We start from the raw sequence: 25042 nt of genomic DNA, 5'->3' as shown, positions 1-25042 counted from the left end.
AGTGACGGAATTCGTCGCTGCCGGGAGCCTAGACGACGAACATCGTCTGTGCAACACTCCCGGATGACGAATGGTGGCGTTCGGGAGTCTAACTCAGGGGGATCGATGGCCTTGTTGGAGGTCCGGGACCTGCGCACCGAATTCCGCGGCGCGCGGGGCTCGGTGACGGCGGTGGACGGGGTGTCGTTCACTGTCGACGCAGGGGAGATGGTCGCCCTCGTCGGCGAGTCCGGCTGCGGGAAGTCGGCGACCGCTCAGTCCATCATGGGGCTGATCGTGCCGCCGGCCGGCCAGGTGACCGGTGGCCAGGTGCTCTTCGAGGGGCGGGACCTGCTGAAACTGTCCGCACGGGACCTGCGCGCGGTGCGCGGCAAGGGCATCTCGATGATCTTCCAGGATCCGATGACCTCGCTGAACCCGGTGCTGACCGTGGGCCGGCAGATGACCGAGGCGCTGGAACTGCACCTCGGGATGAGCCGCCGGGCCGCGCGCAAGCGGGCGGTCGAGCTGCTGGACATGGTGCGGATCCCGGCGGCGGAGACCCGGCTCAGCTCGTACCCGCACCAGCTCTCCGGCGGCATGCGCCAGCGCGTCATGATCGCCATGGCGCTCTCCTGCCGGCCGCGGCTGATCCTCGCCGACGAGATCACCACCGCGCTCGACGTCACCATCCAGGCGCAGGTGCTGGACCTGCTGCGGGAACTGGCCCTGGAGACGCGCACCGCGGTCCTGTTCATCACGCACGACCTCGGCGTGGTCGCCGGCATGGCCGAGCGCGTCAACGTCATGTACGCCGGCCAGATCGTCGAGCGCGCCGGGACCGTCGACCTGTTCCACCAGCCGCAGATGCCGTACACCTGGGGTCTGCTCGGCTCGGTGCCCCGCCTCGACCAGGCCCGCGGCGGCAAGCTGCGCCCGATCGCCGGCCGCCCGCCGGAGCTGTCGGAGATCCCACCCGGCTGCCGCTTCGCGCCGCGCTGCGTCCACGCCCGCGACGTCTGCCAGGACCAGGCGCCCGGCCTGACCACCGTCCCGGCCCGCGACCAGCTCACCCGCTGCTGGGGCATGCGCCCGGCGGACCAGGGCGGCTGGCTGACCACCGAGGACCGCTTCGCCGACCAGAGCGCGGAGGTGCGCTGATGACGACCCCTGCCCCCGACACCGCCCCGGACCCGCTGCTGCGCGTGCGTGACCTGGCCGTCGACTTCAAGGTGCCGGTACGCGGCTCGATGCTGCCGGCCCGGCTGCGCGCGGTCTCCGGCGTGGACCTCGACGTCCGGCGCGGCGAGATCATCGGCGTGGTCGGTGAATCCGGCTGCGGCAAGTCCACCACCGGCCGCGCCATTCTCCAGCTGCTCAAGCCCAGCCAGGGCACCGTCACGTTCGACGGCACCGAACTGACCACGCTGGACCGGCGGCGGATGCGGGCCATGCGCCGGCAGATGCAGATGATCTTCCAGGACCCATTCGCCTCGCTGAACCCCCGGATGACCGTCGGCGAGCTGATCGAGGAGCCGCTGCTCGTGCACTCCGACCTGCCTGCGGCCGGGCGGCGGACCAAGGCGCTGCAGACCATGCAGATGGTCGGGCTCAGCGAGAAGTGGCACGACAGGTACCCGCACGAGTTCTCCGGCGGCCAGCGCCAGCGCGTGGGCATCGCACGCGCCCTGGTCAGCAGCCCGCAGTTCATCGTCGCCGACGAGCCGGTCTCCGCGCTCGACGTCTCGGTGCAGGCGCAGATCGTCAACCTGCTGGAGGAACTCCAGGAGGAACTGGGCCTGACCATGATGTTCATCGCCCACGACCTGGCCGTCGTCCGGCACCTCTGCGACCGCATCGCGGTGATGTACCTCGGCTCGGTCGTGGAGGTCGGGGAGTGCGAGGACATGTACGACCGGCCGCGCCACCCGTACACCCAGGCCCTGCTCTCGGCGGTGCCGATCCCCGACCCCCTGGTCGAGACCGAGCGCCGGCGGGTGATCCTCAGCGGTGACGTGCCCAGCCCGCTGAACCCGCCGTCCGGCTGCCGCTTCCGGACCCGCTGCTGGAAGGCGCAGGACATCTGCGCGACCGAGACGCCGAAGCTCACCGGCGCCGGGCACCAGGTCGCCTGCCACTTCCCGGAGAACACCGACCCGCGGGGCGAGCCGCTCGCCGCCGCCGGCGCGGGGCGGTAGACGTGTCCGTTCCGTACCACCGCAACCTGGTCGACGGCGAGTGGGTCGACGGCGAACGCCGGCCGAACCGCAACCCGGCCCGCCCCGGCGAGGTCGTCAGCGAGTACGCGGTCGCCGACCGGGACACCGCCCGCGCGGCGGTCGATGCGGCCCGCCGGGCCGGTCCCGGATGGGCGAAGCTGCCCGTCGGCGACCGGATGCGGATGCTGGACCGCATCGGCGCCACCATCCTGGACCGCGCCGACGACCTCGCCACGCTGCTCGCCCGCGAGGAGGGCAAGCTGCTCGCCGAGGCCCGCGGCGAGGTCGTCCGCGCCGGCCAGACGTTCCGCTACTACGCCCACCAGCTGCTCCAGCCCACCGGTGAGGTCTACGCCTCCACCCGCCCGAACGTGCACGCCGAGGTCCGCCGCCGTCCACTGGGCGCGGTCGGGATCATCACGCCGTGGAACTACCCGCTGGCGATTCCGGCGTGGAAGGTCGCGCCGGCGCTCGCGTACGGCAACACCGTCGTGCTCAAACCCGCCGAGCTGGTACCCGCCAGCGCCGGGGAGCTCGCCCGGATCATCGCCGACGCCGGTGTCCCGCCCGGCGTGTTCAACCTTGTCGTCGGCGCCGGCTCGGTGGTCGGGGAGGAACTACTCACCAGCGACGGCCTCGACGGCATCTCGTTCACCGGCGGCACCCGCACCGGCGCGCACGTCGCCCAGCGCTGCATCGCCCACGGCAACAAGCGGTTCCAGCTGGAGATGGGCGGCAAGAACCCGCTCGTGGTCTGCGACGACGCCGACCTGGACGTGGCGGTGCGGTGCGCGCTGGACGGCAGCTTCTTCAGCACCGGCCAGCGCTGCACCGCGTCCAGCCGGCTGATCGTGACGGCCGGCATCCACGACCGGTTCGTCGCGGCGCTGGCCGAGGCGACGCAGGCGCTGCGGGTCGGCGACCCGCTCGACCCGGACAGCCAGCTCGGCCCGGTGGTCAGCGCCGGACAGCTCGACCAGAACCTCGACTACGTCCGGATCGGACGCGACGAGGGCGCGGCCGTGGCGGCCGGCGGTACGCACGACGGGCAGTTCATGCGGCCCACCCTGCTCGTCGGCGCGCACAACGACATGCGGGTGGCCCGGGAGGAGATTTTCGGCCCGGTGTCCTGCGTGATCCGCGCCGAGAACCTCGACGAGGCGATCGAGCTGGCCAACGACACCGACTACGGGCTGTCCGCCGGGATCGTCACCACCTCCCTGTCCACTGCCGAACGGTTCAAGCGCGACGCCCGCGCCGGCATCGTCACCGTCAACCTGCCCACCGCCGGCACCGAACTGCACCTGCCGTTCGGCGGCACCGGGGCCTCCAACCACGGCCCCCGCGAGCAGGGCGGCTACGCCCGCGACTTCTACAGCGTGCCGGTGACCTGCTACACCGGCTGGTAAGGACGGCAATGTCCCCTCAGATCCTGCTCACCGAGCCCATCGCCGAGGCCGGGATGCGGCTGCTGCACGCCGCCGGTGAGGTACGCGTCGCCCACCTCACCGACCCCGCCGCGCTCGCCGCCGGGCCGCTCGCCACCGCCGACGCGCTCGTGGTGCGCTCCTCACCGGTGACCGCCGCGATGCTGGAGGCCGCGCCCCAGCTCAAGGTCGTCGGCCGGCACGGCGCCGGGCTGGACGGCATCGACCTGGCCGCCGCGCAACGGCTCGGCGTCCCCGTCGTCGGCACGCCCGGCGCCAACGCCGAGTCGGTGGCCGAGTTCGTCGTGCTGGCCGCGCTCGCGCTCGCCCGGCAGCTCACCCCCGCCGTGACCACGCTTGCCGCCGGCGGCTTCCCGCCCGGCCGGTCACTGCCCGGCTCGGTCGTCGCCGCCGGACTGACCGGCACCATGCTCACCGGCCGCACGCTGGGACTCGTCGGCCTCGGCGCGATCGGCCTGGGCGTCGCCGCCCGCGCCCGCGGGATGGGCATGACGGTCCTCGGGTACGACGTGGCGGTCACCGAGCCGCCGGACGGCGTACACCTGGTGGACCTGGACCGGCTCCTCGCCGAATCGGACGTGGTCAGCCTGCACGTGCCCCAGACGCCGCAGACCACCGGCCTGATCGGCGCCGCCGCGCTGGCCCGGATGCGGCCGCACGCGCTGCTCGTCAACACCGCGCGGGCCGGCGTGGTCGACGGCGCGGCGGTGCTCGCCGCGCTCGACGCCGGCCGGCTGCGCGGCTACGCGGTCGACGTGTTCGCGCCCGAACCGCCCGCCGCCGACGACCCGATGCTGCACCACCCCCGCGTCCTCGCCACCCCGCACATGGCGGCCATGACCACCGACGCGCTCGACGCGATGGCCGTCGCCGTGGCGCGCGGCGTCCTCGCCCACCTGGAAGGAACCCGTACGTGACACTGACCGTCCCCGCGTCCGCCCTCGACTACTTCGGTGTGGACACGCTCGTCGACGACGACACCCGGGAACTCCAGGCCGCCGTGCGCGGCTTCGTGGACCGGCGGATCCGGCCGGAGATCGCCGGCTGGTACGAGGCGGGCCGGCTGCCGGTACGGGAACTGGCCCGGGAACTCGGTGAACTCGGCGTGCTCGGGATGCACCTGGAGGGCTACGGCTGCGCCGGCACCTCGGCCGTCGCGTACGGCCTGGCCTGCTTCGAACTGGAGGCGGGCGACTCGGGCCTGCGGTCCCTGGTCTCGGTGCAGGGCTCGCTGGCCATGTACGCGATCTGGCGGTTCGGCTCCGAGGAGCAGAAGCGCGAGTGGCTGCCCCGGATGGCCGCCGGCGAGGCGATCGGCTGCTTCGGGCTGACCGAACCGGACTTCGGCTCGGACCCGGCCGGCATGCTCACCCGGGCCCGCCGCGACGGCGGCGACTGGGTGCTCAACGGCACCAAGATGTGGATCACCAACGGTTCGGTGGCGGACGTCGCCGTGGTGTGGGCGCGTACCGACGAGGGCATCCGCGGCTTCGTCGTACCGGCCGGCACGCCCGGGTTCACCGCGCCGGAGATCACCCGCAAACTCTCCCTGCGCGCGTCGGTGACCTCAGAGCTGGTCCTCGACGACGTCCGGCTGCCCGCCGACGCGATGCTGCCCGGCGCGGCCGGCCTGTCCGGGCCGCTGACCTGCCTCAACGAGGCCCGCTTCGGCATCGTCTTCGGCGCGCTCGGCGCCGCGCACGACTGCCTGCAGACCACAGTCGCGTACGCCCGCAGCCGGCAGATCTTCGACAAGCCGCTCGCCGCGTACCAGGCCACCCAGCTCAAGCTCGCCGACATGGCGCTGGAACTGGGCAAGGGGATGCTGCTGGCGATGCAGATCGGCGCCCTGAAGGACGCGGGCACGCTGGACCACCGGCAGATCAGCCTGGGCAAGCTCAACAGCGTGCGGGAGGCCATCGCCATCGCCCGCGAGTGCCGGTCGATCCTCGGCGCGGCCGGCATCACGCTCGACTACCCGGTGCTGCGGCACGCGAACAACCTGGAGTCGGTGCTCACCTACGAGGGCACCTCCGAGGTGCACCAGCTGATCATCGGGCAGACGCTCACCGGTCACGCGGCCTTCCGCTGACCGGCCGGGCCACCGGTGACCGCGTGCCCGGCCCGTGATCGGGCCGGGCACGCGGCCTACCGCTTGACCAGGTTGCGCAGCGCGGACAGCAGCGACCGGTGGCTGACCTCGGCATAGATCTTCTTGTCCGGTCCGTACAGAACCACGTACGGGCACTGCTGGTCGTCGCCGCCCATGGTCTTGTCCAGCAGCCGGCGGCCGGTCGCCACCTCGTACACCCGCAGGCGGTAGGTGGCTTTCAGCAGCGTCAGCGTGTCCGGCTTCGGGTCGTCGTAGCGGCACTTGCGGATCGTCGCGCCGGTGCTGGTGCGGTCCAGGCAGGCGACCATCTGCACGGCCTTCGGGTCCTCCGACGCCCAGGTCCGCTCCACCCGCTTCGACAGGCCCTCGTCGTAGTAGTAGACCCGGTCGTGGCGCCGCGTGCCCACGTCGGTGCCGACGAGCAGCGCCACCGGGTGCGGCGCCGCTCCGGTGCGCTTCGGCGACTGCGGAAAGTAGAGGACCCCGTCGCACACGTCGTTGAGGTCGGAGATCTGCGCCGCCGGGAAGTCGCTGGGCTGCGGCCCGCGCGTCGAGGGCTCCACGCTCGCCGTCGCACCCGGAGTGGGCGTCGTGCCGGACGACCGCCAGGGCGTCACCGGCGGCGCGATCGGCTTCGCCTCGGCGGCCCGGCGCTCGGAGGACCGCAGCAGGAACGCGCCGCCGACCAGGCCCGAGCACGCCACCAGCAGCAACACGCTCAGCGCCGCGACGGCGATGACCAGACCACGGTTGCGGCCGGTCGACGGCGGACCGGGCGGCGGGTACGGCCCGTACGGCGTGGCCGGTCCGTACGACGGGCCCGCAGTGGGCGGCCCGTAACCCACAGCGGCCGTGGGCGGCTCGTAACCTGGAGCCGCAGTGGGCGGCGTTGGCGGGCCGGGATCGGCCGACGGCTCGCCGGCCGGCGGCATCCAGGCGGTCTCGGCCCGCTGTTCCGCGCCCCCCGCCGCTCCCTGATCGGATCCGGCCCCCGTGTCGGACATGCGCATTCCCCCGTCGAACCCGTGCGGAGCGCGCAACTTATCAGGATCCGCCGCCCGGGGATGCCCCGTACCAGGTGAGGGCCGCCGCGGTGCGGCAGCGCCGGCACCTGCGCCTGGCCACCTGACCCCCGCGCCCGGCGGACCGGATCGAATCGCAGGGCGTGGCAGGATCGGCCGGGTGCAGATCGGGTTGCTCGGGCCGTTCCAGGTCACCACGGACGCCGGTGTCCCGGCCGACGTGCCGGGCGCGCGACTGCGCGGGCTGCTGGCCGCCCTCGCGCTCCAGCCCGGCCGGGTGGTTCCGAAGGCGACGCTCGTCGACTGGATCTGGGGCGAGCAGCCGCCCGCCGACGCCGCCAACGCGCTGCAACGCCTCGTCTCCCGGCTGCGCAAGGCGCTGCCGGCGGGCGTCGTCGACGGGTTGCCCGACGGCTACCGGCTCGCCGTCGAGCCCGACGCCGTCGACGCCGTACGGTTCGAACGCCTGCTGCTGCGGGCCCGCGACGGTGACGGGCCGCAGCGGGTACGGCTGCTGCGCGAGGCGCTCGGGCTGTGGCGCGGCGACGCGCTGCGCGACATCGGCCTGCCCGACAGCCCGGCGCTCGACGCGGCGGCCACCCGGCTGGAACGGCTGCGCCTGACCGCAACCGAGGACCGGTACGACGCGGAGACCGGGCCCGACCTGATCCCGGAGCTGACCGACCTGGTGGCCGCCCATCCGGTGCGCGAGCGGCTCGCCATGGCGCTGATGCGCGCGCTCGTCGCGGCCGGCCGGGACACCGAGGCGCTGCTCGTCTACCGGCGCACCGCCGACGCGCTCGCCGACGCCTTGGGCGCCGACCCGTCCCCGGAACTGTCGGCGCTGCACGTCGCGCTGCTGCGCGGCGAGACGGTACGCCGGGAGGACACCCGCCGGACCAACCTGCGCGCCGAGCTGACCAGCTTCGTCGGCCGGGACGCCGACCTCGCTGCGGTCGGTGCGCTGGTGGCCGAACACCGGCTCACCACGCTCACCGGCCCGGGCGGCTCGGGGAAGACCAGGCTGGCCACCGAGACCGGGCGCCGGTTGACCGGCGACCTGCCGGACGGCGTGTGGCTGGTGGAGTTCGCGGCCGTCAGCGCCGACGGGGACGTGGTGCAGGCGACGATCTCCGGGCTCGGCCTGCGGGACGCGCTGCTCGGCGACGCGGGCAGCGCGGAACCGCTCGACCGGCTGGTGGCGGCGATCCGGGACCGGGAGATGCTGCTGATCCTGGACAACTGCGAACACGTCGTCGAGGCGGCGGCGACGCTGGCGTACCGGCTGCTCGGCGAGTGCCGGCGGCTGCGGATCCTGGCCACCAGCCGGGAGCCGCTGGGCATCACCGGGGAGGCGTTGTGGCCGGTCGCGCCGCTGGGCCTGCCCGGCGGCGACGCCGCTGCCACCGAGGTCGAGTCGTCGCCCGCCGTGCGCCTGCTGCGGGACCGGGCCGCCGCCGTCCGCCGCGACCTGGCGTACGACGGCCACACGTCGGCGACCATGGCGCGGATCTGCCGCGCGCTCGACGGCATGCCGCTGGCCATCGAGCTGGCCGCGGCACGGTTGCGCGCCATGTCCGTCGACCAGCTCGCCACCCGGCTCGACGACCGGTTCCGGCTGCTCACCGGCGGCAGCCGGACCGCCCTGCCCCGGCACCGGACGTTGCGCGCGATGGTCGACTGGAGCTGGGAACTGCTCAGCGACGCCGAACGCGCGGTGCTCCGCCGGCTGTCGGTGTTCTCCGGCGGGGCGGGCCTGGACGCGGCCGAGCGGGTCTGCGCCGGCGGTGCCGTCGCGCCGGGCGACGTGCTCGACCTGCTCACCGCGCTGACCGAGAAGTCGCTGCTGGTCGCCGCCGGCGACGTCGCGCCGCGCTACCGGATGCTCGGCACGATCAAGGAGTACGCCGCGCAGCGGCTCGCCGAGGCGGGGGAGGCGGACACCGCGCGCCGCGCGCACCTGGCGTACTTCACCGCGCTGGCCGAGACCGCCGAGCCGCGGCTGCGCCGCGCCGACCAGCTCACCTGGCTCGCCCGGCTGGACGCCGAACACGACAACATCACCGCCGCGATGCGTGGCGCGCTCGCCGCGGGTGAGGGACCCGAGGCGATGCGGCTCGCGGCCGGCGCCGGCTGGTACTGGTGGCTCGGCGGACACCGCACCGAGGGCATGGAACTGATCATCGCGGCCACCGAGGCGCCCGGTGAGGTGCCCGACGACATCCGTGCCGTGGTGTACGGACTGGTGGTGCTGTTCCTCAGTTCCGGGCCGGGCGACGCGCAGCACGCGGCCGAGTGGATCCACAAGGCGTACCGGCTGAGCGGGGAGGGCCGCGGCGGCCACCCGGAGCTGGCCCTGGTCGTGCCGATGGAGCGGATGCTGCGGGAACCGGACGCGCTGCTGCCCGCCTGGGAGTCGCTGCTCGACCACGACGATCCGTGGGTACGCGCGCTGGCCCGGCTGCACCTGGGCAAGCTGCGGGTCATCCTCGGCATGGAGGCGGCGCAGGCGGAGGCGTGCCTGCGGCAGGCGCTCGCCGAGTTCCGGGCGGTGGGCGAACGCTTCGGGATCTCGTTCGCGCTCAGCGAGCTGGCCGAGCTGATAGCCGTGCGTGGTGACGTCGCCGCCGCCTGCGACTACTACGAGCAGGCGGTCACGGCGGTCACCGAGGTCGGCGCCGTCGAGGACGTGATCCGGATGCGGGCACGGCTGTCCTGGCTGTACCGGCTGGGCGGCGACGAGGCGGCGAGCGCCGACGCGCTGGCCGAGGCGCACCGGCTCGCCGCCGGGGTCGCCTGGCCGGGGGCGCTGGCCGAACTGGCGCTGGTCCGGGCGTACCTGGCCCGCCACGACGGTGACGCGGACGAGGCGTACGCGCAGCTGCGGTCCGTGTCGGCGCTGCTCGGCGACGAGGCGGACCTGGCCAGTGTCCGGGCCGGCACCCAGGATCTGCTGGGTTACCTGGCCGAGGACGTCGAGCTGTCGCGTACCCATCGGGCGGCGGCGTGCCGCGCGGCGCGCGAGGGGGGCTACGCGCCGCTGACCGCGCAGGTGCTCGTCGGTGTCGCGGACCAGGCGGTGCGGCTGGACCGGCCGGACCAGGCGGCGCGGCTGCTCGGCGCCGCCACCGCGGTACGCGGCCAGCCCGACCGCACCCACCCCGACGTGCCCCGGATCGAGGCGGCGGCGCGCGACCGCCTCGGCGACGCGGGGTTCGCCGAGGCGGTCGCGCAGGGCCGGGAGACCGGCTGGGAGCGACTGGTCGAGGTCACGCTCGCTTCGTGAACGTGGACCGCGCCCACAGGTAGCCGACCACAGCGATGCCGGCGCACCAGGCGAGCGCGGGGATCACGTCGCCGGCCGACGGCGCGCCCTCGAGCAGGCCGCGCAGCGTCTCGATGATCGGCGTGAACGGCTGGTACTCGGCGAACTGCCGCAGGCCCGGCCCCATCTTGTCGGCGGGCACGATCGCGCTGCTGAAGAACGGCAGCAGGACCAGCGGCACGGAGGCCATGCCCGCCGACTCCGGCGACTTGGCGAACAGGCCCAGCGCGACGGTGAACCAGCTGACCGCGACGCTGAGCAGCACCACCACGCCGGCCGCACCGAGCCAGTGCAGCGGCTCGGCGGCCGGGCGGAAGCCGAGCAGGAACGCCACCCCGACCAGGGCCGCGACCGCGAGGACGTTCGTCAGCACGGTGGCCACGACGTGGCCGGTCAGCACCGCGCCCCGGGACACGTGCATGACCTTGAACCGGTTGATGATGCCCTTGGTCATGTCGGAGTTCACCGACGTCGCGGTGCCGCCGAGGCCGTAGCAGACCGCCAGCAGCATCAGGCCCGGCGTCGCGTAGTCGACGTAGTCGACGCCGACGGAGAACGCGTCGCCGAGCATGTAGACGAACATCAGCATCACGATGATCGGCATCAGCACGGCGTTGAACACCGAGGTCGGGTTGCGGCGCAGGTGCGTCAGGTTGCGGCGCAGCATGACGACCGAGTGGTTGCGGCTCATTTGGCGGCCACCTCCGGGGTACGGCCCGTCAGGGCCAGGAAGACGTCGTCGAGGTCGGGGGTCTGGACGGACAGGTCGTCGGCGCTGATCGCGTGCGCGTCGAGCCGGTCGAGCAGGGCGCGCAGCGCCGCGGATCCGCCGTCGGTGGGCACGCGCAGGGCCAGCGCCTCCTCGTCGCGTACCGCCTCGGGCAGCACCAGCGCCGCCGCGTCCAGTTCGGCGCCGGTGCCGAACCGCAACCGCACGTGCGTGCCGGGGATCCGGCGCTTCAGCTCCTCCGGCGTGCCCTGGGCGACCAGCCGGCCCTGGTCGAGCACCGCGATCCGGTCGGCGAGGCGGTCGGCCTCGTCGAGGTACTGGGTGGTGAGGAAGACTGTCACGCCGCCGGCGACCAGCTCCCTGATGATCGACCACATGGTCCGGCGGCTGCGCGGGTCCAGCCCGGTCGTCGGCTCGTCCAGGAAGATGATCCGCGGCTCGCCGACCAGCGTCATCGCGAGGTCCAGTTTGCGGCGCATGCCCCCGGAGTACGTCGACACCAGCTTGTCGGCGGCCTCGACCAGGTCGAACCGTTCCAGCAGTTCGGCGACGACCCGCTTGCCGGTCACCCGGTTGCGCGGCCCGAGGTCGACCATCAGTTGCAGGTTCTCCCGCCCGGTGAGCAGTTCGTCCACCGCCGCGAACTGCCCGGTCACGCCGATCGCCGCGCGTACCGCCCTGGCCTCGGTGACCACGTCGTGCCCGGCGACCCGCACCGATCCGGCGTCGGCGCGGATCAGCGTGGTCAGGATGTTGATGGCAGTCGTCTTGCCGGCCCCGTTCGGGCCGAGGAGGGAGAAGATCGTGCCGGCGGGGACGTCCAGGTCGATGCCGTCGAGCACCACCCGGTCCTTGTACGCCTTGCGCAGTCCGGAGACCGCTATCGCTGAACTCGTCATGCGACCACCATGGGCGGCCGTACCGCCACCGCCCTGACACGGCGCTGACACGGCCGCTGACAGCTTGTCGGTGGGGCGGCGTACGGTCCCGCCGTGGATCGGGAGACGTTCCGGGAGGCGCTCGACGCCGCCGACCGGGCTGCTCCCGTCCCGGCGTCGCCGAATCGGCTGGCCCCGGCGCGCCAGGTCGGCGAGCATGTCGGCATGGCCGGTTCGACGGGTGCGAGGCTGCCGCTTCAGGGCGGGCTGCCACCCGGCGAGGCGCTGACCGGCGCGGTGCGGGAGATCGCCTGCGACGAGTCCGGCTTCTCCGGCACCAACCTGCTCGACCCGGCCACCCCGGTGATCGTCCACGCCAGCGTCGACCTGGGCCGCGACGAAGCCGCCGAGCTGATCCGTACGCTGCGGTCCGGGTTCCGGTTCTCGCCCGACGAGGTCAAGTCCCGGCAGTTCCTGCGCCGCCGCGAAGCCGCCGAGGCGGTGCAGTGGTTCCTGTCCGCGCTGCGCGGCCGGGCGCACGTGCACCTCGTCGACAAGGAGTTCTTCCTCGCCACCCGGGTCGTCGACCTGCTGCTGGCCGAGCCCTCGTACGCGGCGGGCACTCGCCTCGCCGGTGACCCGCGTCCGGCCGCGGCGGCGCTGCACCGGGCCGGGCGGGCGGCCGGGCCCGACTGGGCGGCCTTCCTCGCCGCAGTGGTCGAGATGCTGCGCACCAAGCGGCGGGACCGCGCGGACGACCGGAGCGTCGAGCGGTTCTTCGCCGCGCGCGACGTGCTGCGGCGCCACGTCGGCGACACGCGGGCCGGCGCGATCCTCGACGCGCTCGACCCGGCCCGCGTGGCAGCGGTGCAGGCCCGGTTGTACGCGGGTGACCGGACGATTCCGCCACCGCTGGAGCCGCTGCTGCCGGCGCTGGCCGAGACCGTCCTGCACTGGAGCGCCGGCCGGCGGCGGGTGCTGGTGATCCACGACGAGCAGAGCGCGCTCACCGAGGACCGGCTGCGCCGACTCCAGGCGGCGCTGGCCGCCAGCGACCCGGCCGGCCCGTCGCCGCTGGCCGGGCTGGTGATGACCGACTCGCGCGACGACCCGCGCGTCCAGGCCGCCGACCTGCTCGCCGGCGTGGCTCGCCGGATGCCCGGCGACGGGCCGCTGCGCCCGCTGCTGTCCCCGCCCGGCGCGAACGCCGCAGCCGTGCCGGCGGAACAGGAGGCGACGTGATCCTGAGTGGCGTGACGCCTCGCGCCGGGGTGCACTGCGAGACCACCACGCTCGGCGTGCTGACCCGGCACGCGGGCCTGGACCTCTCCGAGCCCATGCTGTTCGGCCTCGGCGAGGGGCTCGGCTTCGTCTACTGGGACGCCAAGAGCATGGACGTGCCGTTCCTCGGCGGGCGCACCAAGCCGCTGTGCGTGACCCGCGCCGCCGCCGACCGCCTCGGCCTGGACCTTCGGGTACGGGAGACGACGTCGGCGGCGAAGGCGTGGCGCGACGTCACCGACGCGCTGGACGCCGGGCAGCCGGTCGGCCTGCAACTGGACTCGTACCACCTGGACTACTTCACCACCCGGGTCCACTTCGGTGGGCACACCGTCGCGATCTACGGCTACGACGACACCCACGCCCACCTGGTCGACACCGCCCAGCAGGGCGGCGCGGTGACCACCACGCTGGACAGCCTGGCCCGGGCCCGTGCCGCGCGGGGGCCGATGACCGCGCGCCACCTGTCGTACACGCTCACCGCGCCCGGCGGCGCGCCGGACCTGGGCACGGCGATCCGCGCGGCGGTACGCGCCAACGCCGCAGCGTTCCTCGACCCGCCGATCGCCAACCTCGGCCACCGGGGGATCGCCACCGCCGCCGCCCGGGTGACCCGCTGGCTGGACCGCGCCGCCGACCCGGCCCGTGACCTGCCGCTCGCCGCGACGCTGATGGAACGCGGCGGAACCGGCGGCGCGCTGTTCCGCGCCATGTACCGGGACTTCCTCGCCGAGGCCGCCACCGTCACCGGCGACGCCCACCTGCGCCGGGCGCAGCTGATGTACGCCGACATCGCGCCGCTGTGGACCACCGTCGCCGAGCACATCGCCACCGCCGGGCGGACCGGCGACGCCGGCCACCTGGCCCGCGCGTCGGCGGTCCTGGCCGACCTGGCCGTCCGTGAACGCGAGGCGATGACGGTGCTGGCCGCGGTCGACGCGCGGTAGGCGTCAGCTCAGCTGCTCGGCCAGCGCCACGATGATGCCCGCCGGGCCGCGCAGGTAGCAGAGCCGGTAGACGTCCCCGTAGTCCGCCACCTCACCGATCAGCTCACCGCCGTGGGCCCGCAGCCGGGCCACCGTGTCGTCGACGTCGTCCACGGCGAACATGACCGACCGCAGGCCGAGCGTGTTCGGCGGCGCGGCCGGCGGTTCGGCGGCGACGAGTGCCGGCGCCCGGAACCGCGTCAGTTCGAGCTTGCCGTGGCCGTCCGGCGTCCGCATCATCGCGATGTCGACACGCACGCCGTCGATGCCGTTGACCCGGTCCACCCAGGCCCCCTCGACCGGCATCTCGCCCTCCACCTCCATGCCGAGTTCGGTGAAGAAGGCGATCGCGGCCGGCAGGTCGTCCACCACGACGCTGACGTGGTCCATCCGCTGAAGCGTCACGCCCCGAGCATAGAGCGACGTCCGGCCTGGTCAGCTCATGTCGAGCGTGTACGCCGCCTCCCGCACGTCGGCGTCCGGATGGCGGCGCAACCCGATCAGCAGGTCCCGCCACGGCGTCTTCCAGCCGAACTCCGACCCGTGTGCGACGAGCGCCACCGCGAACAGCCCACCGGCGAGGTCGCCGCGCCCGCCGAGGTGGGCCACCGTGTCGGCGAGTACCGCCGGGTCGGGCCGCTGCCGCAGGTCGCGCAGCCGGTGGCCGACGTGTTCGGCGGTGCGGACCGCTACCACCGGGCGGCCGGCGCAGAGCGCGGCGACCTCGTCCAGGTTGTCCAGCCGGCCGAGGTCGACGAGCAGCCGGGTGGCCGTACCCAGGAAGCCGTCCCGGCCGGCGAGCCACCGCGCGGCCGCGACCAGCCCGGCCCGGTCGGCGCCGGCGGGCCGGCTGGCGGACCACAGAGCCGCACCGACCGCGAGCAGCTCGATCCGCCGCCGGGCGGGCCGGTCGGTCACCGGACCGCCCGGATCGTCGTCGGCCGCGTCCCGCTGGACCAGCCGCTCCAGCGCGGCCCGGAAGACCGTGTCACCACCGGCTCGCAGCAGGTTCGCCACCCCGATGCTCGGCGTCGTCTCGTCCGGGTCGGTGAGCCGGACGACGACCAGGTCGGTGACGTCGGTCAGCCACGGCCACCATTCCCCGAGCGCGGCGAACGCGGCCCGCCGGACCTCCCGGTCCTCGGCCCGGCACGCCGCCACGAGCAACGCCGCGTAGGCGCGGCGGTGACGCTCCGAGATCCCGGACGGGTACGCGCCGAGCACCGCCCGCCGCTCCTCGCGGCCGGCGTGCACCGCCGCCCGCAGCACGGTCCAGCTCGCCTCGGGCCCGAGCCGCTGCCGGGCGGCGGAGACGATCGCCGCCCGCACGTCGCGGTGCGTCTCCGGGTCGGCGTACGTGTCGGCGAGCGTCGCCAGCACGTCCACCGGCGCGTAGCGGGCCAGGAGCCGGGCGGCCTCCTTGCGGCTGGTGACCTTCGCGGCGCCGGTCAGCACCCCGCCCAGCAGTTCGGCGAGCCGGGCCGGTGGGACGTGCCGTGCGGCCCGCCCCGCGGCGTACAGCGCGACGCGCGCCCGGTCGCTGTCGGCGTACCGGAGCAGCACCGGGAACGCCTCGTCCGGCCGGTCGGTCCGGACCAGCGCGCCGAGCGCCGCCTCGGCCACCGGCACCTCGGGCGCGTCGAGGTGGCGCAGCACCAGCTCCCGTCCGGCCGGGCCGACCACGGCGGCGGCGTGGTGCGCCGCCGCCCGCTGCCACACCCGGTGACCGGAGTCGGCGACGACGCGCGCCTGCAGCGACACGAAGCGTTCCTGCTGGCGGGGGAGCCATCGCCGGGCGTGCGGCGCGGTGTCGGGCACCCACCGCTTTCCCTTCTCCACGAACCGGCCGCGCGGGGGCCGGTCCAGCACCCGGTCGAGCAGGTCGGTGCGGGACGTGCAGATCGTCGTCCACACCTCGTGGATCGCCACCGCCGAGGCATCGACGTCGAGGACCTCCTCGACGCGCCGTGCGCGGGTATGCGGGTCGGCGAGCCAGAGCGCGACCGCCGTCCGGGCCACCGGGGGCAGCGTGTCCGGCCCGATCGCCCGGCGCAGCAGGTCCTGGAGCTCGGGCAGGCGCCAGGCGCGGCGGCCGAGCGCGTGGGTGAGCGCGAACAGCAGCCCGTACCGCGCGCGTGTCATGCCGGACTCGAGCCGGTCGCGCAGCCGGCCGAACACCACAGTCTCCTGGCCGCGCCGCAGCACCGTGTCGAGCCGGTGCAGGATCGGCACGTTCGCGTCGCTGCTCACCAGGTCGATGGTGAGCAGCGCCCACTCGGCCAGTTCCGGCACGTCGACGTGGTACGTGAGCGTTTCGGCGGCGAGGCGGCTCAACGCGTTTGTGGTGGCCGCCGAGGTGTCCCGGGCGTCGACCACGTCGGTGGTGAGCCCGGTCAGCCCGCCCGCGGTCGTGGCGGTGAGCAGCGGCGCCACAGTGGCGAGCGCGGTGAGCGCGGCCGCGCGTACCGGGTCCTGCTCGTTGCGCAGCCGGCCGAGCCGGACCACCACCTGGGCCACCGTGCGCGGGTCGCGGGAGCGTCGCGCGGCCGCCACCAGCAGCCGCCAGCCGTCCGCCCGTTCGTCCGCGTCGCCCGAGCGCAGCGCCGCGCTCGCCGACGCGGCCGCCGCCGGCCACGGCAGGTACGCGCTCCAGAACCGCACCTGCTCCTCCCGCTCGCGGACGGCCGGCAGGGTCAGCACCCGGGCCGCCTCGCGCGCCCGCACCGCGGCCGGCAGCGCCTCCATCACCTGGGCGCCGGGCAGCAGCGCCGTGGTGTCGGTGTCGGCGAGCGCGGCGTCGTACAGCTCGGCGCGGCGGCTCGGCGCGACCGCGCGCAGCAACGCGGCCAGCGCATGGTCGTGCTCCCGCAGCCGGGCGGCCAGCGGGACCAGGTCGCCGGTGGGCAGCGCGGCGAGGCGGCGCAGCAGCGCCCGGGGCAGCGCGATCCGGGCCAGCCAGGCCGCGCGCCCCGGCGGCGTGAGCAGGCGTACGACCCGGCTCGCGTCGTGCGCGGCGAGCCGCCCGTACGCGATGAGCGGGCCGGGCAGTGAATCCTCGGGCGCGTACGCGTCGAGCAGGTCCAGCGCCCGCGCCGGATCAGCTCGCAGCACCGCGTCGGCGACCTCGCCCCAGATCCGCCCGCGCGACTCGGGCGGGGCCGTGGCCAGCCGCTCGCCGGCCCGTGCGAGCACGATGTCGGCGTGCCGGCGCATCAGCCGTTCCGGGTTCAGCGCGTGTTCCAGGTCGGGCAGCAGGGCGCGTACCGTCTCGGCGCCGCAGGCCGGCAGCAGCGCGACTGCCTCGTGGTCGCCGAACCGGTCGCGGACCGTGGTGATCAGCGTGTCGGCGAGGACCGGCGCCGGGCGGCGGCGCAGCGCCCGGTAGACCCGCCGGCGGGTGGCCGCCGGCCGGTCGGTCAGGTCGGCGGGCGTCACGCCGGCCCGCACGGCGGCGGTCAGCGCGGTGGCGGCGATCGACGGATCCCTGTCGGACGTCGCGGCCAGGACGGCCGCGGTGTCCCGGGTCGCCAGCGCGGCGAGCAGCGCGAGACGCCGCTCGTAGGGTCCGTGCCGGCGCAGGTCGGCACAGACCTGTGCCCGGTTGGGCGCGGTGCGTGCCCACGCCACGAGGCGCCGCGTCCGGTCGCGGTGGGACAGCGGATCGAGGGCGGCCAGCAGGTCGCGGGCGGGGGTGAGCACGGCGCTCATTGTGCCGGTGCGCGAGTCGCCGTGGGGGCCCGTCACGCCCATTCCGCAATTCCTATGGAAATTGTAGATTTTCAGCGTTCTCCCAGGTGACCGGGATTGACATTAATCGGACCGTCGGGGATATTCCTAGCGGCGCGTCGGGGCGCGGGGCGGAGTAGGCGAGTTCTGCGGATTTCACCTGCGTGGCGTGCGGAAAGGTGTTCGTGCTGCCCCTGCTCCGCGGGGTCCGGATGAGGTTGGGAAATGATTAATCGGGCCGTCGAATTCGCCAAGCACAATTCGCCGAATTCTCTGCGCGTCAAGGCCCGGCGGGCGCAGATGGAAGCGCGCAACGCCCGTATGCGACTCACCGTTCCGGTGGCGGCCCGCAGCGAGTTCGCCAACATCTTCCACTGCACCGTCCGCAAGACCGGCAGCCAGTGGATCAAGGCGTTGTTCAGTGACCCGGCTGTCTACCGCCACTGCGGGCTGCTGCCCTACGACCCGCGCTTCTACTCCGGCGGCGCGACCGCGCCGGCGGCGGCCGGCCGCGTCGGCCTGGCGATCTTCCTCTCCCACAAGCGGTTCGAGGCGGTGCCCAAGGCCGGCAGCTACCGCGCGTTCTTCGTGATCCGCGACCCGCGCGACGTGGTCGTGTCCAGCTACTTCTCGCTGCGCAACTCGCACGCCCCGATGGGCGACATCCCGCAGGCGCGCAAGGCCCTCCAGGAACTGCCGAAGAAGGAGGGAATGCTCTACGTCATCGACCGGCTGCGCGACAAGAAGCAGTTCGGGCAGATGCGGTCCTGGGCGGTCGCGCCGAGCGACGAGACGTTCCGGCTGTTCCGCTACGAGGACCTGACCGGCGAGCGGCAGACCGAAGAGGTCGACCAGCTTCTGCGGCACTGTGGGATCACGCTGCCGCCGGCCGAGCTGGAGGCCCTGCTGGCCCGCTACAGCTTCACCAAGATGAAGAAGTCGAAGGAGACCCCCGGGCGGATCTCCCACTACCGCAAGGGCGCGTCCGGCGACTGGCGTAACCACTTCGACGACGACATCTACGCCGCGTACACGGCCGCCGCCGGTGACCTCGCCGAGATCCTCGGCTACCCCGCCCGGGACGAGACCCCGGCCCGCTGACCGTCGCCGTATGCTCCTGCCGTGGAGCTGCGGTTCACCACACGGGCGTCCGACTCGGCCTGGATCGACACCGTGTGGACCTGCGTCAGCGACCGGGTCGACGAGATGACCTCGGTGGCGACGCCGTGCTGGGGGCTCGTGTTCTGGCAGCGCGACGGGCGCTCCTACGCGGCCGTCTCCGGCCCCGAGACCGCCACCGGCGCCGCGCCGGTGCCCGAGGGCGCGAGCTTCGTCGGCATCGAGTTCGCGGTCGGCACCTCGCTGCGGCTCGTACCCACGCCTGAGCTTGTGGACAGCGGCGCCGAGCTGCCCGACGTGAGCCGCCGGACGTTCCGCCTCGACGGCGGTTGGTGGGAGACACCCGGCCCGGACGACGCCGAGGCCCTGGTCGAGCGGCTGGTCCGGGCTGGCGTGGTGGTCCGCGACCCGCTCGTCACCGAGACCCTGCGCGGCGGCCGTCCACCGGCGTCACCGCGTACCCTCGAACGCCGCTTCCGGGCGGCGACCGGGCTGACCCGGGGCGCGGTGCGGCAGATCGACCGCGCGCGCCGGGCCGCCGTGCTGCTGGCCGCGGGCCGCCCGCCCGCCGACGCGGTCACCACCTTCGGGTACGTGGACGAGCCGCACCTGGCCCGCGCGCTGCGCCGGTACGTCGGACGGACGGCCGGCGAGCTGCGCGCGGGCGCCGGTGGCGCGATCGCGCTGGACCCGGCTCAGCGGGTCACGTCGTAGATCAGCTTGACGACGCCGTTGGGGTAGGCGGCGCTGTCGCGCAGCCGCAGCGTCTGCCGGTCCCGGTCCGCCCGGGTGAACAGGCCCTTGCCGGCGCCGAGCAGCACCGGGAAGACGAGCAGGTGGTACCGCTCGATCAGGTCCGCCTCGGCGAGACGGCGGGCGAGTTCCGCGCTGCCGTGGATGAAGATGTCGCCGCCGTCGCCCCGCTTGAGCGCGGCCACGTCGGCGGTGGAGCGCAGGATCGTCGTCGGTCCCCAGCCGTCGACCAGCGCGTCGTCGGGCAGGCTGGACGACACCACGTACTTCGGCAGGTCCCGGTAGGCGGCGTGGTCCTCGGAGTCGCGCCAGGTGGGCGCGAACGCCTCGTAGCTGCGCCGGCCGAACATCAGCGCCGTGGTCTGCGCCAGCTCCTCGCCCTTGAGGGAGAACGCCTCGGGCAGGAACTCGACGTCCTTGACGACCCAGCCGCCGCTGCGGTGGTCCTCGCCCGGGCCGCCGCCGGGGGAGTCCACCACGCCGTCGAGCGACATGAATCCGGTGTAGACAAGATCACGCATGCGGCAATGCTAGGAACGCCCGCCACCCGGTGTCTTGTACGGAACCGACACGCCCTCAGCAGCCGCACGACGCCCCGGCCGGCGCGGTGAGGTCATCGGCGGGCCGGCGGACGAGCCCCGCGTCGGTGCGTACCGGGAAGCCTTCCCGCACCCAGTACTCGTATCCGCCGATCATCTCCTTGACCGGCCGGCCGAGCCGGGCGAACTCCAGCGCCGCACGGGTGGCGCCGTCGCAGCCCGGTCCCCAGCAATAGGTGACCACCGTGGCGTCTGCCGGGATCAGCTCGGCGGCCCGGTCGGCGATCTGCGCGGTGGGCAGGTGGACGGCACCGGGGATGTGCCCCTGCCGCCACGCCGCGAGGCTGCGCGAGTCGACCACGACCAGGCCGGTCACGCCCGCTTCCAGATCGGCGTGCACGTCGCTGACGTCGGCCTGGAAGGAGAGCCGGGCCGCGTAGTGGGCGACGGCGTCGGCGGGGCGGGCGGCGGGAATGCGCAGGACGTTCGACATGGCACCCATCGTGCCGACCGCCGTCCGGTGGCCCCAGTGGCGTGAGCGCCGCCCTTCGCTAACATCCCGCCATGAACCGTGCCACCGTGTCGGTGCTTGCGTACGAGGGCATGTCGGTGTTCGAGACCGGGATCGTCACCGAGGTCTTCGGCCTGCCCCGCCCGGAGTTCGACGTGCCCTGGTACGAGCTGACCGTCTGCGCGGAGACACCCGGCGCGGTGCGGCTGGTCGGCGGCGCCACGCTGCACACCGACCACGGCCTCGACGTGTTCGCCGGCGCCGGCACGCTGATCGTGCCCGGCGTCGCCGACGTGCACGCCGACCCGTCGCCCCGGCTGACCGCCGCGTTGCGTGCCGCGCACCGGCGGGGCGCCCGGATCGTGTCGATCTGCTCGGGCGCGTTCGCCCTGGCCGGCGCGGGCCTGCTCGACGGCCGCCGGGCCACCACCCACTGGCGGTACGCCGACCTGCTCGCCCGGCGGCACCCGGCGGTACGCGTCGACCCGGACGTGCTGTACGTCGACGACGGGGACGTCCTCACCGGCGCCGGCAGCGCTGCCGGTCTCGACCTCTGCGTCCACCTGGTACGCCGCGACCACGGGCCGACGATCGCCAACGCGGTCGCCCGCCGGCTGGTCGTACCGCCGCACCGCGACGGCGGCCAGGCGCAGTTCGTCGAGGCGCCGGTCCCGGCCGACCCCGGCGACGACCGGCTCGCCGCGAGCATGTCGTGGGCGCTGGCGAACCTGACCGCCGAGATCACCGTGGCCCGGCTGGCCCGGCAGGCGCACATGTCGCCCCGCACGTACCTGCGGCACTTCGCGCGGGCCACCGGCACCACGCCGATCCGCTGGCTGATCGACCGGCGCGTCCAGGCCAGCCTGCCGCTGCTGGAGACGACGAGCGCGCCGATCGAGGAGGTCGCCGCCACTGTGGGGTTCGAGACGGCGGTGACGTTCCGGCACCACTTCACCGCCGCGATGCGGACCTCGCCGTCGGCGTACCGGCGGGCCTTCACCGGGGCGTCAGGCGGCGCTCACGCCCCGGGCAGCGGGACGACGTAGGAGTCGACGCGGGCGATGAGCCCGTCCCGGAACGTGAACAGGTCGTTGAAGGCGAAGCGGAACGGCCCGTGCGCGACGGTGGCGCCCCGGCCCTCGCCGGTGACCACGACGACCGGCCCGTCCTCGATCACGCGCTCGACGTCGAGCCGTGGACTGCCGGTGAACGCGGGGTTCTCGATCTCGCCGTCGAACTCGGCCCGGCCGCGGGTGGTGCGGTGGCCGTGGATGACCCACTCCACGTCGTCGGTGAGGGTGGCGAGGATGCGCTCGTGGTCGCTCGCCCGGAAGCCGGCGAAGTATTCCGCGACCAGGTCACGCTGGGTTGCTCGGGGCACTGTCGTCTCCATCGTCGTGGTGTCGGAGGTGGGCGGCGAGCGCGTCGAGGATCGAGGCGAGCCCGTCCGCGGCCTGGTCGGTACGCAACTCGGGCGGGAGCTTGCGCTGGTGCACCATGAGGTCGGTGCCGTTCCCGGTGGGCCGGAGCGCGACTGTGGTACGCAGCCCGGTGACCGGCTCGTCGAACACCAGCTCCCGTGGCGGGTCCACGCTGACGTAGACGAACCGGAGCCGCCCGGTCCGGCCGTCGGGCGCGCGTGTGTCGAGGACGAACTCCCCGCCCGGCCGCAGGTCGACGGTCACCGAGTCCGGCGGCACGTCGGCGTGCGACCCGCCCCAGAACGCCGCGATGCTCGCCGGTGAGGTGAAGGCCTCCCACACCCTCTCCGGCGCGGCGGGCAGGTGCCGTCGGGCGATCAGTTCGTCCCCGTGCCGTTCGGTGCTCGCCCTCACCGGGTCGCCTCCGGACCGGCGAGGTGCGTCTCCAGCGCGTCCAGACGGTCGTCCCAGGCGCGGCGTTGCTCATCGATCCAGGTACTCAGCCGGGTGAGCCGGTCGACGCGCAGCCGGCAGGGTCGCCGGGTGCCCTCCCGCCGCTGCTCGACCAGGCCGCACCGGCGCAGCACGCCGACGTGGTGGGAGATCGCCTGCGGCGTCAGGTCGAACGGCTCACCCAGCTCGCCCACGGTGGCCTCCCCGCGCGCGAGGCGGGTCACCAGGGCGCGGCGGACCGGGTCGCCGAGCGCGGCGAAGGCGAGATCGAGGTCCGGATCGGAGCGCATGCCCTCACGCTAGCGCAAATACACGTTTGCGCAAACAGCCATTTGTTTATGCTGGCGCCGGGTCAGAGCGCGCCGCTGCGGACGGCCTCGTAGATGGTGCTGATCGTCGGTGTGAAGCCGAGGCTGCGGGCGAGGCTGACGTCCATCTGCCCCCGCCACGGCTGACGGAGCGGTTCGGCGGAGGAGCCGTAGGAGTAGCCGACGAGCTGGGACATCTCGTAGATGCTCAGGGGCGACTCGTCGGCGATGTTGACGGTGCGGTTGTCGAACGCGCCCGTGAGGGCCAGTGCGAACGCCGTGGCGATGTCGGCGTGGTGGCAGACGCTCAGCCTCTGTGCCGGGTGCCACCCCATGCCGGCCGCGAGTTCGGGCAACGATTCGAGGTGCCCGTCCCGGTCGCCGTAGATGAAGGGAAGGCGCAGGATGCCCCAGGTGAGCCCGCTGGCGCGAAGCAGCTGCTCGGCTTCGATCTTGCTGGCGGGGTAGGCCAGCGTCGGCGCGACGGGGTCGTCCTCACGCCCGGGGTGCGTGCTGTCGGCGCCGTAGACGTGGGAGGTGCTGGCCAGCAGGAACCGGGCCTGCGGCGCGTGCTTCTCGACGGCGGCGATCAGGTTGCGGGTGCCGTCACGGTTGACGGCCCAGATCTGCTCGTCGTCGCGGGTGCGGAAGACGGCGGCCAGGTGGATGACCGCGGTGACCGCTTCCACGGCCGCCGGCAGGGATTCGGGGCTGAGGACGTCACCCTCGACGCGCCGCACGCCTTCGGGGACGTCTCTTCCGGGACGGACGAGGGCGCGGCACTCGACACCCGCCGCGGTGAGTCGCCCGAGCAGGCGGGGGCCGACCAGGCCCGTTCCGCCGGTCACGAGAACGGTCATGACCCGTGCTCCTTCCGGTAGTCGATCAGTCGTCTGGTCGCGCCGCTGAGGACGCGATTCATGGTCTCGATGTCCGCGGGGTCGACCCCGCCGAAGGCGACCTCCGCGATCAACGCCATCGGATCGGGGAGCGAGTTCCACAGGTTCACGCCGGCCGGCGTGATGTGCAGCTGCTTCTGACGCTGGTCGTCCGGGTCGGGCACCTGTTCGATCAGCCCTTTGCGGACGAGCGCCGCGATCACCGCGCTGAGGGTCGCCCGCTCGACCTCCAGTTCGCGGGTGAGGGTGCGCTGGCCGACCGGCCGGCCCTCACTCAGCCGGTACAACACGTACCACTGGGTGTTCCCGAGATCGTAGGGGCGCAGCACGGACTCCATCAGGGCCCGGCTGGCGAGGAAGTATTTCTTCGCCCAGACGCCCGGAGCGGCCAGCTCGTAGGCGTTCATGTCGTTAGGCACCTGACAACATTGTCAGGTGCCTAACGACATGTCAAGAGGTGGCTGCCCGCCGGAACGCCACGGGGCGCCCGGCAGTTGGGGGAGCAGGGGACTGGCACGCCGTTTCGGGCGGCGTGGCATCGGGAACGTCGTCGGGACGGGCACGGGACGGAGGTCGACATGAGGACACCGAGTCGCCGTAGGCGGATGCTTGGCGTACCCCTGCTCGTCACCGCGCTGCTGGCCGGCGCGTGCGGCGACGGCGGTGGGGACGACGGCGGCGCCGCGGACCCGAGCGCGACTTCGGCCACCGCCCCCGCGACGCCGGAGACGTCGCAGTCGTCCGGCGGGCGCGTGACGATCCCGACGTCCGCCTTCGCCGACCTGCCGCCGGAGCTACGCAAGACCGAGGCGCAGCCGATGGAGGTCACCGACGCGCTGCCCGAGTTGTGCGACCAGGAGTTCCGCAGCGGCGGACGGTCGGTCACCGCGAGCGCCGCCATGACGAGCGCCTACAAGAAGCCGACGGACCCGCCGGAGAACGTCCCCTTCGGCACGCTGCACCAGACCGTCTTCGCGTTCGAGGGCACCGGCGCCGCCGACTACCTGCGCCGGGTCCGCGGGGCGATGGAGTCCTGCCGGTCGTTCCAGGAGTCGGGCGGCACCGTCACCGTCCGGTCCGAGCCGATGGCCCGGACCGGCGACGAAGCCCTGCTGGTGACGGTGACGCGACCGGCTACCGGCCTCGACGGCAGCCCGGCCGAAGGGCAGGCCACCAGCCAGATCATCGTGATCCGGGTCGCCGACGCGGTCACCGTCGTGCACGACCAGGGCTGGGAGGGCACCAGCAACGACCCCGGCCTGTCCGACGACATCGCCGCCGCCGCGGTCCGCGGCCTCGACTCCTGGCAGCGCTGAGCGACTGACGGCGGCC

General features: G+C 74.0%; 24 protein-coding genes. 12 read left to right on the top strand and 12 right to left on the bottom strand.

What is annotated here, in order from left to right; genetic code table 11:
• The first annotated feature begins 105 nt into the window (after window positions 1–105).
• Genes BAW75_RS26570 through BAW75_RS26550 form a run of 5 tightly spaced genes read left to right on the top strand, consistent with a single transcriptional unit; the run spans window position 106 to window position 5738 of the window.
• Window positions 106–1140 (top strand): ABC transporter ATP-binding protein, encoded by a 1035-nt coding sequence (locus BAW75_RS26570; RefSeq protein WP_199744090.1) that lies wholly within the window; start codon window positions 106–108, stop codon window positions 1138–1140.
• Window positions 1140–2177 carry an ABC transporter ATP-binding protein gene (locus BAW75_RS26565; protein ID WP_104115288.1) on the top strand — a complete coding sequence of 346 codons (1038 nt, stop codon included), beginning with the start codon at window positions 1140–1142 and terminating at the stop codon, window positions 2175–2177. The genes BAW75_RS26570 and BAW75_RS26565 overlap by 1 nt, the downstream gene beginning before the upstream one ends.
• A 2-nt stretch (window positions 2178–2179) precedes the next feature.
• On the top strand, window positions 2180–3607 hold the full coding sequence (locus BAW75_RS26560; RefSeq protein WP_104115287.1) for an aldehyde dehydrogenase family protein: 1428 nt from the start codon (window positions 2180–2182) through the stop codon (window positions 3605–3607).
• An 8-nt stretch (window positions 3608–3615) separates the two neighbouring features.
• Window positions 3616–4563 carry an NAD(P)-dependent oxidoreductase gene (locus BAW75_RS26555; protein WP_104115286.1) on the top strand — a complete coding sequence of 316 codons (948 nt, stop codon included), beginning with the start codon at window positions 3616–3618 and terminating at the stop codon, window positions 4561–4563.
• Window positions 4564–4601: 38 nt separating this feature from the next.
• The gene (locus tag BAW75_RS26550) at window positions 4602–5738 is read left to right on the top strand and encodes an acyl-CoA dehydrogenase family protein (RefSeq protein ID WP_420915048.1); all 1137 of its coding nucleotides are present in this window, start codon (window positions 4602–4604) and stop codon (window positions 5736–5738) included.
• Between the two features lie 56 nt (window positions 5739–5794).
• Here BAW75_RS26550 and BAW75_RS26545 read toward each other — a convergent pair whose 3' ends face one another.
• Window positions 5795–6763 (bottom strand): hypothetical protein, encoded by a 969-nt coding sequence (locus BAW75_RS26545; protein WP_104115343.1) that lies wholly within the window; start codon window positions 6761–6763, stop codon window positions 5795–5797.
• 178 nt (window positions 6764–6941) lie between these two features.
• Here BAW75_RS26545 and BAW75_RS26540 point away from each other — a divergent pair, with 178 nt between their 5' ends.
• Window positions 6942–10067, top strand: a complete 3126-nt coding sequence (locus BAW75_RS26540) for an ATP-binding protein (RefSeq protein WP_104115284.1) — start codon at window positions 6942–6944, stop codon at window positions 10065–10067.
• Here BAW75_RS26540 and BAW75_RS26535 read toward each other — a convergent pair.
• The gene (locus tag BAW75_RS26535) at window positions 10051–10797 is read right to left on the bottom strand and encodes an ABC transporter permease (protein ID WP_043325184.1); all 747 of its coding nucleotides are present in this window, start codon (window positions 10795–10797) and stop codon (window positions 10051–10053) included. The genes BAW75_RS26540 and BAW75_RS26535 overlap by 17 nt on opposite strands.
• Window positions 10794–11735 carry a daunorubicin resistance protein DrrA family ABC transporter ATP-binding protein gene (locus BAW75_RS26530; RefSeq protein ID WP_043325183.1) on the bottom strand — a complete coding sequence of 314 codons (942 nt, stop codon included), beginning with the start codon at window positions 11733–11735 and terminating at the stop codon, window positions 10794–10796. Before BAW75_RS26530 ends, BAW75_RS26535 begins: the two co-directional genes overlap by 4 nt.
• 93 nt (window positions 11736–11828) lie before the next feature.
• On the opposite strand from BAW75_RS26530, the gene BAW75_RS26525 reads away from it, so the two are divergent.
• Both BAW75_RS26525 and BAW75_RS26520 read left to right on the top strand, forming a co-directional pair.
• Window positions 11829–12956, top strand: coding sequence for a DUF3800 domain-containing protein (locus BAW75_RS26525; RefSeq protein WP_244206279.1), 1128 nt, complete (start codon window positions 11829–11831; stop codon window positions 12954–12956).
• Window positions 12953–13942 carry a BtrH N-terminal domain-containing protein gene (locus tag BAW75_RS26520; protein ID WP_104115283.1) on the top strand — a complete coding sequence of 330 codons (990 nt, stop codon included), beginning with the start codon at window positions 12953–12955 and terminating at the stop codon, window positions 13940–13942. Before BAW75_RS26525 ends, BAW75_RS26520 begins: the two co-directional genes overlap by 4 nt.
• Window positions 13943–13945: 3 nt before the next feature.
• On the opposite strand, the gene BAW75_RS26515 is transcribed toward BAW75_RS26520, so the two are convergent.
• Entirely contained in the window at window positions 13946–14371 is a 426-nt protein-coding gene (locus tag BAW75_RS26515) for a VOC family protein (protein WP_104115282.1), read from the bottom strand.
• A 45-nt stretch (window positions 14372–14416) separates the two neighbouring features.
• Entirely contained in the window at window positions 14417–17689 is a 3273-nt protein-coding gene (locus BAW75_RS26510; protein WP_104115339.1) for a hypothetical protein, read from the bottom strand.
• A gap of 243 nt (window positions 17690–17932) precedes the next feature.
• Between BAW75_RS26510 and BAW75_RS26505 the strand changes: the two genes are divergently transcribed.
• The gene (locus tag BAW75_RS26505) at window positions 17933–18808 is read left to right on the top strand and encodes a sulfotransferase domain-containing protein (protein WP_104115281.1); all 876 of its coding nucleotides are present in this window, start codon (window positions 17933–17935) and stop codon (window positions 18806–18808) included.
• A 21-nt stretch (window positions 18809–18829) separates the two neighbouring features.
• Window positions 18830–19540, top strand: a complete 711-nt coding sequence (locus tag BAW75_RS26500; protein ID WP_104115280.1) for a helix-turn-helix domain-containing protein — start codon at window positions 18830–18832, stop codon at window positions 19538–19540.
• Here BAW75_RS26500 and BAW75_RS26495 read toward each other — a convergent pair.
• Window positions 19522–20100 carry a dihydrofolate reductase family protein gene (locus BAW75_RS26495; RefSeq protein ID WP_104115279.1) on the bottom strand — a complete coding sequence of 193 codons (579 nt, stop codon included), beginning with the start codon at window positions 20098–20100 and terminating at the stop codon, window positions 19522–19524. The two genes, BAW75_RS26500 and BAW75_RS26495, sit on opposite strands and share 19 nt — an antisense overlap.
• A gap of 55 nt (window positions 20101–20155) precedes the next feature.
• A complete protein-coding gene (locus BAW75_RS26490) occupies window positions 20156–20620 on the bottom strand; it encodes a rhodanese-like domain-containing protein (protein WP_043325177.1) in 465 nt (154 codons plus the stop codon).
• Between the two features lie 62 nt (window positions 20621–20682).
• Between BAW75_RS26490 and ftrA the strand changes: the two genes are divergently transcribed.
• Complete coding sequence (gene ftrA, locus BAW75_RS26485; RefSeq protein WP_104115278.1) at window positions 20683–21675, top strand: transcriptional regulator FtrA; 993 nt, start codon at window positions 20683–20685, stop codon at window positions 21673–21675.
• Here the strand turns inward: ftrA and BAW75_RS26480 are convergent.
• The 5 genes from BAW75_RS26480 to BAW75_RS26460 form a co-directional block, all read right to left on the bottom strand.
• On the bottom strand, window positions 21648–22010 hold the full coding sequence (locus BAW75_RS26480) for a nuclear transport factor 2 family protein (protein WP_043325175.1): 363 nt from the start codon (window positions 22008–22010) through the stop codon (window positions 21648–21650). The two genes, ftrA and BAW75_RS26480, sit on opposite strands and share 28 nt — an antisense overlap.
• Window positions 21988–22464 (bottom strand): SRPBCC family protein, encoded by a 477-nt coding sequence (locus BAW75_RS26475; protein ID WP_104115277.1) that lies wholly within the window; start codon window positions 22462–22464, stop codon window positions 21988–21990. The genes BAW75_RS26480 and BAW75_RS26475 overlap by 23 nt, the downstream gene beginning before the upstream one ends.
• Window positions 22461–22793, bottom strand: a complete 333-nt coding sequence (locus BAW75_RS26470; protein WP_104115276.1) for an ArsR/SmtB family transcription factor — start codon at window positions 22791–22793, stop codon at window positions 22461–22463. Before BAW75_RS26470 ends, BAW75_RS26475 begins: the two co-directional genes overlap by 4 nt.
• 62 nt (window positions 22794–22855) lie before the next feature.
• Window positions 22856–23671 (bottom strand): NAD-dependent epimerase/dehydratase family protein, encoded by an 816-nt coding sequence (locus BAW75_RS26465; RefSeq protein WP_104115275.1) that lies wholly within the window; start codon window positions 23669–23671, stop codon window positions 22856–22858.
• Window positions 23668–24129, bottom strand: a complete 462-nt coding sequence (locus BAW75_RS26460) for a MarR family winged helix-turn-helix transcriptional regulator (RefSeq protein ID WP_208635315.1) — start codon at window positions 24127–24129, stop codon at window positions 23668–23670. Before BAW75_RS26460 ends, BAW75_RS26465 begins: the two co-directional genes overlap by 4 nt.
• Window positions 24130–24288: 159 nt before the next feature.
• On the opposite strand from BAW75_RS26460, the gene BAW75_RS26455 reads away from it, so the two are divergent.
• Window positions 24289–25026, top strand: coding sequence for a hypothetical protein (locus BAW75_RS26455; protein ID WP_244206278.1), 738 nt, complete (start codon window positions 24289–24291; stop codon window positions 25024–25026).
• Window positions 25027–25042 lie beyond the last annotated feature (16 nt).

The sequence above is a fragment of the Micromonospora chalcea genome (assembly GCF_002926165.1).
Taxonomy (GTDB): Bacteria; Actinomycetota; Actinomycetes; order Mycobacteriales; family Micromonosporaceae; genus Micromonospora; species Micromonospora chalcea.
Note: the sequence above shows the minus strand (reverse complement) of the source record. Positions and strands in the feature narration are given on the sequence as shown.

What these genes read in the sequence shown, in the direction of transcription:
- BAW75_RS26465 (WP_104115275.1), bottom strand. Translation starts at nt 23,671, where the DNA reads ATGACCGTTCTCGTGACCGGCGGAACGGGCCTGGTCGGCCCCCGCCTG.
- BAW75_RS26495 (WP_104115279.1), bottom strand. Translation starts at nt 20,100, where the DNA reads ATGCGTGATCTTGTCTACACCGGATTCATGTCGCTCGACGGCGTGGTG.
- BAW75_RS26565 (WP_104115288.1), top strand. Translation starts at nt 1,140, where the DNA reads ATGACGACCCCTGCCCCCGACACCGCCCCGGACCCGCTGCTGCGCGTG.
- BAW75_RS26570 (WP_199744090.1), top strand. Translation starts at nt 106, where the DNA reads ATGGCCTTGTTGGAGGTCCGGGACCTGCGCACCGAATTCCGCGGCGCG.
- BAW75_RS26455 (WP_244206278.1), top strand. Translation starts at nt 24,289, where the DNA reads ATGAGGACACCGAGTCGCCGTAGGCGGATGCTTGGCGTACCCCTGCTC.
- BAW75_RS26545 (WP_104115343.1), bottom strand. Translation starts at nt 6,763, where the DNA reads ATGTCCGACACGGGGGCCGGATCCGATCAGGGAGCGGCGGGGGGCGCG.
- BAW75_RS26530 (WP_043325183.1), bottom strand. Translation starts at nt 11,735, where the DNA reads ATGACGAGTTCAGCGATAGCGGTCTCCGGACTGCGCAAGGCGTACAAG.
- BAW75_RS26535 (WP_043325184.1), bottom strand. Translation starts at nt 10,797, where the DNA reads ATGAGCCGCAACCACTCGGTCGTCATGCTGCGCCGCAACCTGACGCAC.
- ftrA (WP_104115278.1), top strand. Translation starts at nt 20,683, where the DNA reads ATGAACCGTGCCACCGTGTCGGTGCTTGCGTACGAGGGCATGTCGGTG.
- BAW75_RS26505 (WP_104115281.1), top strand. Translation starts at nt 17,933, where the DNA reads ATGATTAATCGGGCCGTCGAATTCGCCAAGCACAATTCGCCGAATTCT.
- BAW75_RS26515 (WP_104115282.1), bottom strand. Translation starts at nt 14,371, where the DNA reads ATGGACCACGTCAGCGTCGTGGTGGACGACCTGCCGGCCGCGATCGCC.
- BAW75_RS26555 (WP_104115286.1), top strand. Translation starts at nt 3,616, where the DNA reads ATGTCCCCTCAGATCCTGCTCACCGAGCCCATCGCCGAGGCCGGGATG.
- BAW75_RS26470 (WP_104115276.1), bottom strand. Translation starts at nt 22,793, where the DNA reads ATGCGCTCCGATCCGGACCTCGATCTCGCCTTCGCCGCGCTCGGCGAC.
- BAW75_RS26510 (WP_104115339.1), bottom strand. Translation starts at nt 17,689, where the DNA reads ATGAGCGCCGTGCTCACCCCCGCCCGCGACCTGCTGGCCGCCCTCGAT.
- BAW75_RS26490 (WP_043325177.1), bottom strand. Translation starts at nt 20,620, where the DNA reads ATGGGTGCCATGTCGAACGTCCTGCGCATTCCCGCCGCCCGCCCCGCC.